Origin of the sequence: Novilysobacter erysipheiresistens, from assembly GCF_036663935.1 — a bacterium.
GTDB classification, from domain to species: Bacteria; Pseudomonadota; Gammaproteobacteria; order Xanthomonadales; family Xanthomonadaceae; genus Novilysobacter; species Novilysobacter erysipheiresistens.
The window spans coordinates 1-13,436 of the sequence record NZ_JAXGFP010000001.1; the positions used below are offsets into that span (position 1 = coordinate 1).

13 protein-coding genes are annotated in these 13,436 nt (G+C 68.1%); 3 read left to right on the forward strand and 10 right to left on the reverse strand.

All coding sequences use genetic code 11. The features are described from left to right. Window positions 1-220: adenylyl-sulfate kinase (locus SNE34_RS00005; protein WP_332613590.1), on the forward strand; the 220-nt coding region annotated here is incomplete at its 5' end. A 60-nt stretch (window positions 221-280) separates the two neighbouring features. Here the strand turns inward: SNE34_RS00005 and SNE34_RS00010 are convergent. Both SNE34_RS00010 and SNE34_RS00015 read right to left on the reverse strand, forming a co-directional pair. Next, on the reverse strand, window positions 281-529 hold the full coding sequence (locus tag SNE34_RS00010) for a GlsB/YeaQ/YmgE family stress response membrane protein (protein WP_332613591.1): 249 nt from the start codon (window positions 527-529) through the stop codon (window positions 281-283). Window positions 530-596: 67 nt separating this feature from the next. Continuing rightward, entirely contained in the window at window positions 597-2,117 is a 1,521-nt protein-coding gene (locus tag SNE34_RS00015; RefSeq protein ID WP_332613592.1) for a M20 family metallopeptidase, read from the reverse strand. A gap of 199 nt (window positions 2,118-2,316) precedes the next feature. Between SNE34_RS00015 and SNE34_RS00020 the strand changes: the two genes are divergently transcribed. Both SNE34_RS00020 and SNE34_RS00025 read left to right on the forward strand, forming a co-directional pair. Then, window positions 2,317-2,601 (forward strand): ComEA family DNA-binding protein, encoded by a 285-nt coding sequence (locus SNE34_RS00020; RefSeq protein WP_332613593.1) that lies wholly within the window; start codon window positions 2,317-2,319, stop codon window positions 2,599-2,601. A 147-nt stretch (window positions 2,602-2,748) separates the two neighbouring features. Beyond that, window positions 2,749-3,345, forward strand: coding sequence for a HutD/Ves family protein (locus tag SNE34_RS00025; RefSeq protein ID WP_332613594.1), 597 nt, complete (start codon window positions 2,749-2,751; stop codon window positions 3,343-3,345). A 128-nt stretch (window positions 3,346-3,473) separates the two neighbouring features. Here the strand turns inward: SNE34_RS00025 and SNE34_RS00030 are convergent, their stop codons facing one another. The 8 genes from SNE34_RS00030 to sufC form a co-directional block, all read right to left on the reverse strand. Further along, entirely contained in the window at window positions 3,474-6,044 is a 2,571-nt protein-coding gene (locus SNE34_RS00030; protein WP_332613595.1) for a sulfite reductase flavoprotein subunit alpha, read from the reverse strand. Further along, window positions 6,044-6,724: a Fe2+-dependent dioxygenase gene (locus SNE34_RS00035; protein ID WP_332613596.1), complete on the reverse strand. Its 681-nt coding sequence runs from the start codon at window positions 6,722-6,724 to the stop codon at window positions 6,044-6,046. The genes SNE34_RS00030 and SNE34_RS00035 overlap by 1 nt, the downstream gene beginning before the upstream one ends. A gap of 85 nt (window positions 6,725-6,809) precedes the next feature. Then, a complete protein-coding gene (locus SNE34_RS00040; protein ID WP_332613597.1) occupies window positions 6,810-8,960 on the reverse strand; it encodes a TonB-dependent receptor in 2,151 nt (716 codons plus the stop codon). A gap of 142 nt (window positions 8,961-9,102) precedes the next feature. Beyond that, window positions 9,103-9,423, reverse strand: a complete 321-nt coding sequence (locus SNE34_RS00045; protein ID WP_332613598.1) for a non-heme iron oxygenase ferredoxin subunit — start codon at window positions 9,421-9,423, stop codon at window positions 9,103-9,105. Beyond that, the gene (locus tag SNE34_RS00050) at window positions 9,420-9,947 is read right to left on the reverse strand and encodes a GNAT family N-acetyltransferase (RefSeq protein WP_332613599.1); all 528 of its coding nucleotides are present in this window, start codon (window positions 9,945-9,947) and stop codon (window positions 9,420-9,422) included. Before SNE34_RS00050 ends, SNE34_RS00045 begins: the two co-directional genes overlap by 4 nt. Before the next feature lie 128 nt (window positions 9,948-10,075). Then, on the reverse strand, window positions 10,076-11,314 hold the full coding sequence (locus SNE34_RS00055; RefSeq protein ID WP_332613600.1) for a cysteine desulfurase: 1,239 nt from the start codon (window positions 11,312-11,314) through the stop codon (window positions 10,076-10,078). Beyond that, a complete protein-coding gene (gene sufD, locus SNE34_RS00060) occupies window positions 11,311-12,618 on the reverse strand; it encodes a Fe-S cluster assembly protein SufD (RefSeq protein WP_332613601.1) in 1,308 nt (435 codons plus the stop codon). Before sufD ends, SNE34_RS00055 begins: the two co-directional genes overlap by 4 nt. After that, a complete protein-coding gene (sufC, locus tag SNE34_RS00065) occupies window positions 12,618-13,382 on the reverse strand; it encodes a Fe-S cluster assembly ATPase SufC (RefSeq protein ID WP_332613602.1) in 765 nt (254 codons plus the stop codon). Before sufC ends, sufD begins: the two co-directional genes overlap by 1 nt. Window positions 13,383-13,436 lie beyond the last annotated feature (54 nt).

Sequence of the window (13,436 nt, forward strand, 5' to 3'; positions counted from 1 at the left end):
CGAGGTGTACGTCGACACCCCGCTGGAGATCGCCGAGCAGCGCGACGTCAAGGGCCTGTATGCCAAGGCGCGGGCCGGACAGCTGCGCAACTTCACCGGCATCGACTCGCCGTATGAGGTCCCCGAGGCCCCCGACTACCGGCTGCCCACCACCGAGCAGAGCGCCGAGGTGTTCGCCGAACAACTGGTCGAGCGGATCCTGGACAGATCGGCGCGCTGAGGCGGCGCCAAACGAAAACACCCCGGCCGGAGCCGGGGTGTCGGGTTGCCGCAAGGGCGGTCAGCCCGGTCGCTTGGCCTGTTTGCTGCGGATCATCTCGTAGACGAACAGCAGCACGATCGCGACGATGATTGCCACGACCCAGCTCAGGATGCCGTCGGTGACCAGCATGCCGCCGATCACCGCGCCGGCGATGCCGAGCACGATCGTCATGATCCAGCCCATCGGGTCGGCGCCCGGTTTGAAGAAACGGGCGAGGACGCCGATCACCGCGCCGCCGATGATGTACCCCAGAATGCCGTCGAACATGGTCGCTCCTTAGCAAGTGGTTGGTACCGCGATCGGATCGTAACAGCTGCCGCGCGCCGGCGAGTCCTCAACAGCAACCGTGCTCGCCGCGCTCCTGGGTGCTGGCCGCGGCGGCCACGCCGGTGGTCTCGCCGCGTTGGCCCGCCTGGTGGTGGGCGGCGATCACGTGGGCGACGCAGGCGGTGACCCGCTTGCCCATCGGGATGTGCAGGAACTCGTTGGGGCCGTGGGCGTTGGAATGCGGGCCGAGCACGCCGGTGATCATGAACTGCGCGCCGGGGAACTTCTCGCCGAGCATACCCATGAACGGGATCGAGCCGCCTTCGCCCATGTACATCGCCGGCTTGCCGAAGAACGCCTGGCTGGCGTCGTCGATCGCGCGGGTCAGCCACGGCGACTGCGCCGGTGCGTTCCAGCCGGTCGAGGATTTCTCCAGCTCCAGTTCGACGGTGGCGCCGTTGGGCGGGTTGTCGAGCAGCACCTGCTTGAGCAACTCGCCGGCGCGCTTGCCGTCCAGCGTCGGCGGCAGGCGCAGCGACAACTTGACCGCCGTGTGCGGCCGCAACACATTGCCGGCGGAGGCCAGCGGCGGGATCCCGTCGATGCCGGTCACCGACAGCGCCGGCCGCCAGGTGCGGTTGAGCACCAGTTCGGTGAGGTCGTCGCTCATCGGCTGCATGCCGTCGAGCAGCGGGAACTTGTCGAACACCTCGGTGCTCAGCACCTCGGCGCACTTGCGCGCCTGTTCCAGACGTTCGGCCGGCACTTCCACATGCAGGCCGTCGACAATGATGCGGCCGGTGTCCTCGTCCTCCAGCCGCGACAGCAACTGGCGCAGCAGGCGGAAGCTGGACGGCACCACGCCGGACGCATCGCCCGAGTGCACGCCTTCGTCGAGCACCTTCACCGTGAAATTGCCGCCGGCCAGGCCGCGCAGCGAGGTGGTGCACCACAGCTGCTCGTAATTGCCGCAGCCCGAGTCCAGGCAGACCACCAGCGACGGCTTGCCGATGCGCTCGGCAAGGTGGTCGACGTACGCGGGCAGGTCGTAGCTGCCGGACTCCTCGCAGGCCTCGATCAGGATCACGCAGCGCGCATGCGGCAGGCCCTGTTCCTGCAGTACGAGGATCGAGGTCAGCGAGCCGAAGATCGCGTAGCCGTCGTCGGCGCCACCGCGGCCGTACAGCTTGTCGCCCTTGATCACCGGCTTCCACGGGCCGAGGTCGTCGTCCCAGCCGGTCATTTCCGGCTGCTTGTCGAGGTGGCCGTACAGCAGCACGGGGTCTTCATCGCTGCCGCCATTGGCGGCGGGAATGTCGACGAAGATCAGCGGCGTGCGACCTTCCAGTCGGATCACCTCGACCTGCATCCCGGCGATCGGCTGCGCCTTCGCCCAGGTTTCCATCAACACGACCGCCTGCTCCATGTAGCCATGCTCGACCCAGTCGGCGTCGAACATCGGCGACTTGTTGGGGATGCGGATGTAGTCGACCAGCTGCGGAACGATCTCCCGGTCCCACTTGTCCGCAACAAAGCTCTCGACGACGGCCGGGGCCGGAAGTGCGGGCTGGGTGTTGTTGTCGGACATGGGCAAACCTCGGAACAGGGCAAAGAAGCCCATTGTAACGCCGGGCGTGTAGGGCTTTTCCTACCCGGCGACGGGGCGACGCCTGCAATGCCGGCGGCGCGTTCGGCGATGGGCCGCGACCGGTCGGCGGCGGAGACTGTTTCCACCGGCGAGGGATCGCCGGCCGGAACACAACCCACCCCTTCGCAAGGAGTCCGCCATGAAGTCCCTCGTTGTCGTCGCCAAATCGTTGCTGCTGTCGCTGCTGATCGCCGGTTCGGCCTTCGCCGCCGACAAGGTCAACATCAACACCGCCGATGCCGCCACCATCGACGACGTGCTGCTCAACGTCGGCCCGGCCAAGGCCCAGGCCATCGTCGACTACCGCAAGGCCAACGGCGCATTCCGCAGCGCCGAGCAACTGGCGATGGTCAAGGGCATCGGCCTGAAGACGATCGAGAAGAACCGCGACCGTATCGTGGTCGGCGGCAAGAGCGCCAAGTAAGAAACGGGAAGTACCGGGCAGGACGCCCGCAGGACATCGGGAATTTCCCGGACACGGATGTACGCCGGCTGCTGCGGAAGGATCCGCGGCGGCCGGCACTTTTTCGCGGTATCGCTAGACTGGGTGCATCTCACCGGACCTGTCGCCATGCGTATCGCCCCCGGCTCCCGTGTCATTCCCGCCAACGAGTACCGCCGTGAACGCTGGAAGAACCAGCTTGGCTGGACCCGCGAGATCGCCCGCGGTGGCGGCGACGGTGGCGAGGATTGGGACTGGCGCCTGTCGATCGCCGAGATCGAACGCGACGCCGCGTTCTCGACGTTCGCCGGCATCGATCGCGAACTGGTGCTGCTGGCGGGCAACGGCCTGCGCCTTCGCTTCGAAGACGGCGAGACGGTCGAGCTGCAGCCACCGCATGACAAGCACCGGTTTAGCGGCGAGCGCGCGGTCACCGGCGAACTGATCGACGGCCTCACCCACGATTTCAACCTGATGTGGCGGCGCGACCGGGTGCAGGTCGAACTGTGGCACCGGCCGCTGGTCGGACCGATGGTGATCTTCGCCGAGCCCCACAGTACCTGGGCGGTGCACCTAATCGCCGGCCAGGCGCGTTTCGCCGACGACTCTGGGCTGCCGCCGCTGGCGAGCGGCGATACCGCGATCCTGGCTGCCGGCGAGGACAAACTGCGGCATGTGCTGGACGGTGGCGGCGAGGCGCTGGTGATCCGCATCGCGCCGCGCTGACGCCAAGCTCCGAGCAAGGGGATCACTTGTAGGAGCGGCTTTTTAGCCGCGATCTGAAACCGTTCGATCGTGCCGATTCCAGATCGCGGCTAAAGCCGCTCCTGCATCGAACCAGACGGCAACGCGCCTCAATACACGTCGCGCCGATACCTCCCATCGGCCGCCATCGCTTCCAGCATTTCCCCGCCGAGGATTTCGCCGAGCACCGCATCCACCGCCGGCGCCATGCCTTCGAGGCTGCCGCAAACGTAGATCGCGCCGTCCTCGCCGATCCAGCGGCGCACTTCGTCGACGCGCTCACCCAGCAAGTGCTGGACGTAGCGACGCTCGACCTGGTCGCGCGAAAACACCCGGTCCAGTCGCGGCAGCCCGCCGTCGCGTTGCCATCGCTCCAGCTCGTCGCCGTGGAAACCGTCATGCGCGGCGCTGCGCTCGCCGAACACCAGCCAGTTGCGCCGGTGGCCGGCGGCAATCCGCGCCTTGAGCACCGCGCGCAGGCCGGCCAGGCCGGTGCCGTTGCCGATCAACAGCAACGGACGATCGTCGACCGGCGGGTGGAATGACGGATTGCAGCGGATACGCAGGTCGATGTCGCTGTCCGGGTCGGCGTGTTCGGTCAGCCAGCCACTGCCGCTGCCGAACCGGCCATCGGGGCCGCGCATCTGCCGGACCAGCAACTGCAGGCTGCCGTCGGCGGGCAACGAGGCGATCGAGTATTCGCGATGCGGCAGCGGCTTGAGGGCCTCGGCGACGGTTTGCGGCGGTTGTCCGCGCATGCTGTCGGGATCGGGCAGGCGCGAGCGGGCGACAACGGCCGCAAACGGTTCGTCGTGGCCATCCAGTTGCACCGGTGCGTCGCCGTCGATTGCCGCCGCGCGCAGCCAGGCGGCCACTTCGGCCGATGCGTGGCGCGGCCCGACTTCTGCGATATCGCCGGCGCTCCAGTCGAGGTCGCTCGCCGCTTCGGGCACCAGCGCCAGGTGGAACGCCGGGGCGCCGGCACTGCCGGGGTTGAGCAGCCGGCGCTCGGCCAGTCGCCAACGGCGATAACGCGGCACGCTCCAGTCGGGCAGGTCGCTGCGGCCGGCGAGCTGGCCGATGTGGTGCTGCCAATGGCGCAGTGCACCGGCGTCGGCGCCATCGACGTCGATGCGGTCGAACAGCGGCTGCGCGCCGGCATGGTGCAGCCACAGGTCGAGCGTACGGCCGAAACCGCAGTAGCTGTCGCCGTACTCGCGGTCGCCCAAGGCCAGCACGCCGTAGCGCAGGCCGGCCAACGTGGGCGCCACCGCACCGTCGCGCATGCGCCGGACGAAGGCGCGGGCGTGGTCGGGCGCTTCGCCTTCGCCGAAGCTGGAGGCGATGAACAACACCTGGCCGGCGGCGGCGAGCATGGCCGGGTCGAGCTTGCCGAGTGGCTGCACGTCCACCGCGCAACCGCCCTCGCGCAAGGCCGCGGCGGTCTGCCAGGCCAGGCCTTCGGCGGTGCCGGTCTGGCTGGCGTAGGCGACCAGTACCGGTGCGCCGCCGGCGGGACCGCGCGGCTGCGGTGCAGTGAGCGAAGCCACTCCGCCCGCCAGCGCCGCGGCGGCGCGCTGCTTGCGGCCGCGGTCGAGGTAGAGCATCCAGCCGGTAATGGCGAACAGCGGCATCAGCAGGCTGGCGAGCATGAACACCACCACGCCCGTCGTCCCGAAGAAGCTGCCGCGATGCAACGCGAACATGCTGGCGCCGATCTTCTGTCGCCACGAGCCGTCGTCGTAGCGCTGGTGGTCGACCACCTCAAGGCTCCAGCGGTCGAGCTGCAGTTCGTTGCGCGCGCGCTCGTGCGCCGGGTCGGCGTCGAGATAGCGGAAGCCGATCGGCTCGGCGCCGTCGGGCCAGTTCAGCGTCGCGTTGCTCCACGCCGGTGCGACCGCATTGAACGCCTGCCAGGTCGCGGCGATGTCGATTGGCGGCGGCGTGCCGCGATCGGTGTTCTCGCGCGGCTGCGCCTGCTCGTCACGTCCGGCCCAGTCGTTGACCGCGCTGCGATACCAGTCGTAAGACCACCACAGCCCGGTCAACGACATCACCAGGTACGCGACCAGCACCCAGGTGCCGACGATCGAATGCAGGTGCCACAGGAAGTTGCGGCCCTTCTGCCGCCAGTCCAGTCCCAGCCAGGTGCGCAGGCTGCCCCAGCGGCGCGGCCAGCGCAGGTACAGGCCGGAGACGCAGAAGAAGATGAGGATGACGGTGGAGGCGCCGACGATCTGCTTGCCGACCTCGTCGGCGACCAGCCAGCGGTGCAGCTTCATGGTGACGCTGAAGAATTCCTTGTAGCGTGGTTCCGGCAATACCCGGCCGTCATAGGGATCGACGTGCACGCGCTCGCCGCGGCGGCCCCCGTCCTTTGCCGCAAAGCCGACATAGGCGCTGTCGCGCGGATCGGCTGACAACTGCAGCGAGGCGATCGCATCATCCGGCCGCTGCGCGCGCACGCGTTCGACCAGCGCCTCGGGCGACAAGGCCGCGCCGCGCGGCTCGACCGTCATCACCCCGGGGTTGAGCGCCTTGAGCAGTTCGTCCTCGAAGCTGAGCATGCCGCCGGTGAATCCGACCAGCGCCAGCACCACCCCGGCGGTGATGCCGAACAACCAGTGCAGCTGGAAGATCGCGTTGCGGAAGCTGAGGTTGGACAGGGTCGAACTCGACATCAGGTATCCGCCCAGCGGCGCAGGAGGTTGTGGTAGACGCCGGTCAGGCCCAGCGCGGCGGACGAATCGGGCAGGTCGCGATGGACCTGCTGGGTGGCACGGTCGAGGTCGTACAGCAGGGTGCGCTGGCCGTCGTCGCGGACCATCGACTGGATCCAGAAGAACGAGGCGACGCGCGCGCCGCGGGTGACCGGTTGCACCAGGTGCAGGCTGCTGGCCGGGTACAGCAGCAAATGTCCGACGGGCAACTTGACCGCGTGGGTGCCGTAGGTGTCCTCGATCACCAGTTCGCCGCCGTCGTATTCGTCGGGCGCGCTCAGGAACAGCGTCGCCGACAGGTCGGTGCGGACCTTGTGCGGGGTGCCGCGGACCGGGCGGATCGCGTTGTCGACGTGGCTGCCGAACGAGTGGCCGCCGGCGTAGCGGTTGAACAGCGGCGGGAACACCTTCAGCGGCAACGCCGCCGACATGAACAATGCGCTCTGCTGCAGCGCGCCGAGGATCGCGTCGCCGAGTTGGCGGGCGACGTCGGAGTCTTCCGGCAATTGCTGGTTGTGCTTGGCCTGCGCCGACTGGTAACCGGCGGTGACGCGGCCATCGGCCCAGTCGGCCGCATCCAGCGCCTTGCGGCACTGCGCGACCTGTTCGGCAGTCAGTACGTCGGGAACCTGCAGCAGCATGGCGGAGCTCCGGAAAAAAGCACGGCCCGCCACTGTCGGCGGGCCGTGAAGGCGAATCAAATCACTGGGAGAGAGAGCGGGTGCATCAGAAGCTGAAGTCGGCGCTCAGCATCCAGGTGCGCGCGGCGCCGGGGACGTAATGGCCGCCGCCGACCTGGTCGACGTAGTCCTTGTCGCTGAGGTTGTAACCGTTCAGGCGCAGCGCCAGCGCGTCGCTGACCCGGTAGCCGACCATCGCGTCGTACAGGGTGTAGGACTTGGCCATGCGGCCGTTGTCCTCGCCGGTGTAGCGCGAGCCGACGTGCTGGATGCCGAAGCCGGCCTCCAGCGAGTCGGTGATGGCATAGCTGTTCCACAGGCTGGCGCTGTTGCGCGGGGTGTTGCCCAGCGCGTTGCCGACCACCGCCGGGTCGAGCGAGGTCAACACTTCGCTGTCGAGCCAGGTGTAGCCGGCGAACAACGTCCAGGCCTCGGTGACCTGGCCGGCCACGCCGATTTCGAAGCCGTCGACGCGCTGCTCGCCTTCGAGCACGTAGATGCGTTCGGTTTCGAGCGGATCGCGCACGCGGGCGTTGGTCTTTTCGGTACGGAACAGCGCGGTGCTCAACAGCAGGCCGTCGGCGAGTCGCCACTTGGCGCCCAGCTCGATGGTGTCGCTCTGCTCGGGATCGAGCTCGGCGGTGTTGGCGTTGAGTTCGAGCTCTTCGGCCGACGGATTGAACGAGTTGCCGTAGGCCAGGTAGACGCTGGCATCGGTCACCGGCTTGAACACCACCGCGGCGCGGCCGCTGATCTCGGTGTCGGTGCGCGAGAAAGTGCCGCGGGCGGCGAGGTTGCGGTCCCAACCGGTGGCTTCGGCCTCGAAGCGGTCCCAGCGCAGGCCGCCGGTCAGCTCCCACATCGGGTTCAGTTCGATGGTGTCGAACGCGTAGACGGCGATCGACTCGGCTTCGGAGTCGGCATCGTTCTCCGGGTCGCGGGTGATGCCGCCGACATAGGGATCGTTGAAGTCCGGGGCGAACAGGGTGGTGTGCGGCTCATCGGTAACGCTGCGGGCGAGGTTGGTCGACTCCTCCTTGCCCAGCTCCAGGCCGGCGACCAGGGTGTGGCGCGCGGCGCCGGTGTCGAAGCGCGCGGTCAGGTCGGTGGCGTTGAGCAGGATGCGGTTCTCGGTCAGGCGGGTCTTGCCGCCACGCTTGATCTCCAGCGAATCGTCGGCGACAAAGCGCGCCGCGGTGATGATCGAGTCGCGCTCGCTCTGGCCCCAGCGGGTCAGGTTGCGCAGTTGCAGGGAGTCGTTGAACACGTGGTTGACGATCACCGTCGCCATGTCGGCGCTGGTGTCCTCGTAGTCGCGGTCCACCAGGCCGTAGAAGTTCTCGCGGTCGACCGGCGAGCGTCCGTTGCGGCTACCGACCAGCAACTCGTGGCTGTCGCGCACCCACGGTTGGCCGTAGTCGGGCATGTTTTCCTGCTCGATGTGGAACAGGCTCAGGCTGGTGACGGTGTCGCTGCCCAAGCCGAAGCTGACGGTCGGGGCGATGCCCCAGCGCTTGGCTTCGACCGCATCACGGCCATTGACCTCGTTGCTGTGGCCCATCAGGTTGATGCGGAACGCCGCGCCGTCGCCGACCTCGTGATTGAAATCAGCGGTGACGCGCTGCAGGTCGTTGTCGCCCACGCTGATGCTGGCATTGTTGAAGTCGCCCAGTCGCGCGGTCTTGCTGACCAGGTTGATCGAACCGCCGGTTGAACCGCGGCCGGAGGTGGCCGAGGCCGGGCCCTTGACGACTTCGACCTGCTCCAGGTTGAACGGGTCGCGCGAGTAGCCGCCGATGTCGCGCACGCCGTCGACGAACAGGTCGGTGCGGGCGCTGAAGCCGCGCAGGGTCAGGTTGTCGCCGGCCGGCACGCCGCCTTCGCCGGCCTGCATGCTGATGCCCGGGACATTGCGCAGGGCATCACGCAGGGTGGTCACGCCTTGCGCCTGCATCAGCTCGGCCGGGACGATGGTGACGGTCTTGGGGGTGTCGAGCAGCGGCTGGGTGGACTTGGGCGACTGCAGCGAGTCGATGCGCTCGCCGTCAACGCGGATCTCGTCGAAATCCTTGGTTTGCATCGGCGCAGCGGCAGCCGGCGCTGCGTCGGCGGGGCCTTCGGCGGCGACGGTCGGCAGGCTCAAGGCGAGGGCGAGGGCACCGGCAAGCGGCGAGACAACGTATCTGGAGGAGGACATGGGATTCCCGAAAGGTGCGGACAGAGCGGCGGGGGCCGCGATTCGGTGGGAATCTTAGTGAGATTGATTCGCATCCGCAATAAAAACTTAACGGGGAATCCGCAGTTTCATGACTCGGTTGGATGGCGCTGGTCCGCAGGGATCAGCGGTCGTCGCGGGTCCAGACCACGCCGTCCTCGACCTTGACCGGGAACCGCACGACCGGCTCATACGCCGGTGCGCACAGGGCGCGGCCGTCGCGCACGTCGAACTTGGCGCCGTGCAGGACACATTCGATGGTCGCCTCGTCGCCGTCGAAGTTGCCGGCCGACAGCTCGAAGTCCTCATGCGAGCACTTGTCCTCGAGCGCATGGAAGTCGCCGTCGTAATTGAGCACCAGGATCGGGGTGTCGCCGTCCCAGACGACGGCGGTCTCGCCGGGCAGCAGCTCCGCGGTGGTGCAGACGCGTATCCAGTCGCTCATCGCAATGGCTTCTCCAGCACTTCGAAACGCAAGTCGTCGCGGCGCGGGATGCCGTAACGCTCGTCGCCATAGGGGAACGGCTTGAACACCCCGGTGCGACGGTAGCCGCGGCGCTCGTAGAACGCGATCAGTTCGCTGCGCAGGTCGATCACGGTCATCCGCATCACCGGCAGTTGCCAGTCGTCGCGCACCACGCGCTCGGCCTCGTCCATGACCCGCTTGCCGATGCCGCCGCCCTGCAGCCTCGGCTCGACCGCGAACATGCCGAAATAGCCGGCGCCGGCGTCCTCGCAGACATGCGCGCATGACAGCAGCTCGCCATCGCGCTCCAGCAGGATTACGCGGCTGCGGTCGCGCTCGATGTCGTGGCGCAGCACATCGGCGTCGATGCGGTTGCCGTCGAGCACGTCGGCCTCGGTGGTCCAGCCGACGCGGCTGGCGTCGCCGCGATAGGCGCGGGTGACGAGGGCGGCGAGGGCGGGGATGTCGTCGACGATGGCGTCGCGGAAATGAAGGTCGGGCATGGTCGGGCTTTTGTAGGAGCGGCTTTAGCCGCGATCGGATGATGGTGGTCTCGCATCATCGCAAACGGATATCGCAGCGCGTGGCGACGCGTTGAAGCAATAGCGCAACCGTGTTCTTGCTTGGCGCCCTACATGAGCAGTTTGCGGACCTTGTTGAGCGCGGCGACGAACGCGTCGACCTCCTCGAAGGTGTTGTAGAACGCGAACGACGCGCGGCAGGTGGCCGGCACCCCGAAATGATGCATCAACGGGTGCGCGCAGTGGTGGCCGGAGCGCACCGCGACGCCTTCCAGGTCGAGCAGGGTGGCCAGGTCGTGCGCATGCGCGCCTTCGACCAGGAAGCTGATCACCGCCGCCTTCTCGCGCGCGCGGCCGAAGATGCGCACGCCGTCGATTCCGTCCAACTGCTGCGTCGCATACGCCAGCAACTCCTGCTCGCGCGCCTCGATATTCGCCATGCCGATCGCCGACAGGTAGTCGACCGCGGCGCCGAGGCCGATGAAGCCGGCGATGTTGGGGGTGCCGGCCTCGAACTTGTGCGGGGCGTCATTGAACACGGTGCCGTCGAAGCGCACTTCCCTGATCATCTCGCCGCCGCCGAGGAACGGCGGCATCGCGTCGAGGTGTTCGCGCCGCGCCCACAGCACGCCGGTGCCGGTCGGGCCTGCCATCTTGTGGCCGGTGATGGCGTAGAAGTCGCAGCCAATCGCGGCCACGTCCAGCGGCCGGTGCGGCGCCGCCTGCGAGCCGTCGACCACGGTGACGATGCCGCGCTTGCGCGCCTCGCGGCAGATCTCGCGCACCGGGTTGACGGTGCCGAGCACGTTGGACACGTGGGCGACGCCGAGCAGTTTCACCTCGGGCGTGAGCAACGAATACAGATGCTGCAGGTCGAGATCGCCATGCTCGTCGATATCGGCGACCTTGATGGTCGCGCCGGTGCGTTCGGCGACCAGCTGCCACGGCACGATGTTGGCGTGGTGCTCCATCCGGGTCAGGACGATCGCGTCGCCGGGCTGTAACCGCGGCAGCGCCCAGCTGTAGGCGACCAGGTTGATCGCGAAGGTGGTGCCGCTGCACATCACCAGCTCGTCGCCGCGGACGTTGAGGAACTTGGCGAGCTTGCCGCGGGCCGCTTCGTAGGCTTCGGTCGCCTCGCTGCCGAGCGCGTGGACCGCGCGGCTGACATTGGCGTTGTGGTTGCGGAAGAAGTCGTCGACGGCGTCGATCACCTTCGACGGCTTCTGCCCCGTGTTGGCCGAATCGAGGTAGACCAGCGGTTTGCCGTGGACCTGGCGCTTGAGTACCGGGAAATCCTTGCGGATGGCGGCCCAGTCGATTGGCGTGCGGGCGCGTTCCTGGTTCATGCCGCCTCCATCGCGCTGGCCACCGAGCGTGCCAGTGCCGCATCCAGCCTTGCCGCCACCGCCTCGCGCACGCCGGCGTCCTCGAACACCGACAGAGTCTCGCGGCAGAACGCGGCGGTCAGCAGGGCGCGCGCGGTGTTGGTCGGGATACCGCGCGAGCGCAGGTAGAACATCGCGGTCGGGTCGAGCTGGCCGACGGTGGCGCCGTGCGCGGCCTGCACCTCGTCGGCGTGGATCACCAGCACCGGTTGGGTGTCGATCTCCGCGCCTTCGTTCAACAGCAGGTTCTTGTTCGACAACCTGGCGTCGGTGCCGTCGGCACCTTCGCGGATCAGGATGCCGCCGTGGAATACCGTGCGCGAGCGGTCGGCGCCGATGCCGCGCCAGGTCAGCTCGCAACGGCTGTCGCGGGCGACGTGGTCGATACCGAGGCGGGTATCGAGGTGGCGACGGCCGTCGGCCAGCAGCACGCCGTTGGCATGCAACTTCGACTTGTCGCCCTGCAACGTGACGTTGAGCTCGTGGCGCGACAGCCCGGCGCCGAGCTCGAGGTCGAGCCGGCGATACTCGGCCCGCTCGGCCAGCACCGCGTCGGTGCGGTTGAGCAGGGTCGCGCCGGTCGACTCGTCCTGCACCCGCGCGTGCAGCAGGCGGGCGTTGTCGGCGAGGTGGACATGCATCAGCGCGTTGCCGAAGTGGCGGTGTTCACCGGAAGCCAGCTGGTGCTCGACCAGGCGCAACTCCGCGCCGGCGGCGAGTTGGACCAGATGGCGCAGGTGCCAGGCCCGGTCGTTGTCGGCCGGGACGCCGACGAATACGAGATGGACCGGGGTGGAAGCGCGTGCATTGGCCTCGGCGCGCAACACCACGCCCTCGTCGGCAAGCGCGGCGTTGAGCTTGGCGAACACCTCGTCGGCGCGCTCGAAGCGGCGGGCGAGGAAGTGCGATTCGCTGGCGTCGCCGTCTTGAAGCACTTGCGACAGCGGGGCCAGGCTGACGCCGGCCGGAAGCGTGGACAGGTCGGACGCGCCGGCATCGAAACGGCCGTTGACGAACACGATCCGTGGCGACGGAATGTCCGCGATCAGCGCCGCGTCGAAGGTGGGCACGGCGTCGACCGGTGCGAACGTGCGGCGCTCGAACGCGCGCAGCGGCGTGTACTTCCACGCCTCGACCCGCGCGTGCGGCAGGCCGTCGCGCAGGGCGTCATCGAGCGCGGCTCGTCGGCTTGTGCCGAGTCCGGCGGCCTCGCGCGCGGGCAATGCGTCGAAGGAGGAGGCGAGCGAGTCGAGCAGGGCGCTCATCAGGCCGTCGCCCCCGGCGCGACCCGGTCCTTGATCCACGCGTAACCGTGTTCCTCCAGCTGCAACGCCAGTTCCGGCCCGCCGGTCTCGACGATGCGGCCGTCGGCCAGCACGTGGACCACGTCGGGTTTGATGTAGTCGAGCAGGCGCTGGTAGTGGGTGATCACCAGGAACGCGCGGTCCGGCGAGCGCAACGCGTTGACGCCCTCGGCAACGGTCTTGAGCGCATCGATGTCGAGGCCCGAGTCGGTCTCGTCGAGGATCGCCAGCTTCGGCTCCAGCAACGCGAGCTGGAAGATTTCGTTGCGCTTCTTCTCGCCGCCGCTGAAGCCCTCGTTGACACCGCGGTGCAGCAGCTCGTCCTTCAGGTGCAGCACCGCGAGCTTCTCGCGCACCAGCTTGAGGAACTGCATCGAGTCCAGCTCCGCCTCTCCGCGCGCCTTGCGCTGCGCATTGAGCGCGGTGCGCAGGAAGTAGGTGTTGTTGACGCCCGGGATCTCGACCGGGTACTGGAACGCGAGGAACACGCCGGTCGCGGCGCGCTCCTCCGGTTCCAGCGCGAGCAGGTCGCGACCCTCGAACGTCACCGAGCCTTCGGTGACCTCGTAGCCCTCGCGCCCGGCGATGATGTTGCCCAGCGTCGACTTGCCGGCGCCGTTGGGCCCCATGACCGCGTGTACCTGGCCCGGCTGCAGCTCCAGCGAAAGGCCCTTGAGGATTTCCTTGCCGGCGACGCTGGCGTGGAGGTTTTCGATCTTCAGCATGGTTGTTCTCGTTTTCCCGCAAGCGGGCGAAATTTGGGTTCTCTGTAGGAGCGA

Excerpts from the sequence above, each read along its gene's own strand:
- SNE34_RS00010 (WP_332613591.1), bottom strand. The coding sequence starts at position 529 with ATGTTCGACGGCATTCTGGGGTACATCATCGGCGGCGCGGTGATCGGC.
- SNE34_RS00050 (WP_332613599.1), bottom strand. The coding sequence starts at position 9,947 with ATGCCCGACCTTCATTTCCGCGACGCCATCGTCGACGACATCCCCGCC.
- SNE34_RS00025 (WP_332613594.1), top strand. The coding sequence starts at position 2,749 with ATGCGTATCGCCCCCGGCTCCCGTGTCATTCCCGCCAACGAGTACCGC.
- SNE34_RS00015 (WP_332613592.1), bottom strand. The coding sequence starts at position 2,117 with ATGTCCGACAACAACACCCAGCCCGCACTTCCGGCCCCGGCCGTCGTC.
- SNE34_RS00030 (WP_332613595.1), bottom strand. The coding sequence starts at position 6,044 with ATGTCGAGTTCGACCCTGTCCAACCTCAGCTTCCGCAACGCGATCTTC.
- sufD (WP_332613601.1), bottom strand. The coding sequence starts at position 12,618 with ATGAGCGCCCTGCTCGACTCGCTCGCCTCCTCCTTCGACGCATTGCCC.
- sufC (WP_332613602.1), bottom strand. The coding sequence starts at position 13,382 with ATGCTGAAGATCGAAAACCTCCACGCCAGCGTCGCCGGCAAGGAAATC.
- SNE34_RS00035 (WP_332613596.1), bottom strand. The coding sequence starts at position 6,724 with ATGCTGCTGCAGGTTCCCGACGTACTGACTGCCGAACAGGTCGCGCAG.
- SNE34_RS00045 (WP_332613598.1), bottom strand. The coding sequence starts at position 9,423 with ATGAGCGACTGGATACGCGTCTGCACCACCGCGGAGCTGCTGCCCGGC.
- SNE34_RS00055 (WP_332613600.1), bottom strand. The coding sequence starts at position 11,314 with ATGAACCAGGAACGCGCCCGCACGCCAATCGACTGGGCCGCCATCCGC.
- SNE34_RS00040 (WP_332613597.1), bottom strand. The coding sequence starts at position 8,960 with ATGTCCTCCTCCAGATACGTTGTCTCGCCGCTTGCCGGTGCCCTCGCC.
- SNE34_RS00020 (WP_332613593.1), top strand. The coding sequence starts at position 2,317 with ATGAAGTCCCTCGTTGTCGTCGCCAAATCGTTGCTGCTGTCGCTGCTG.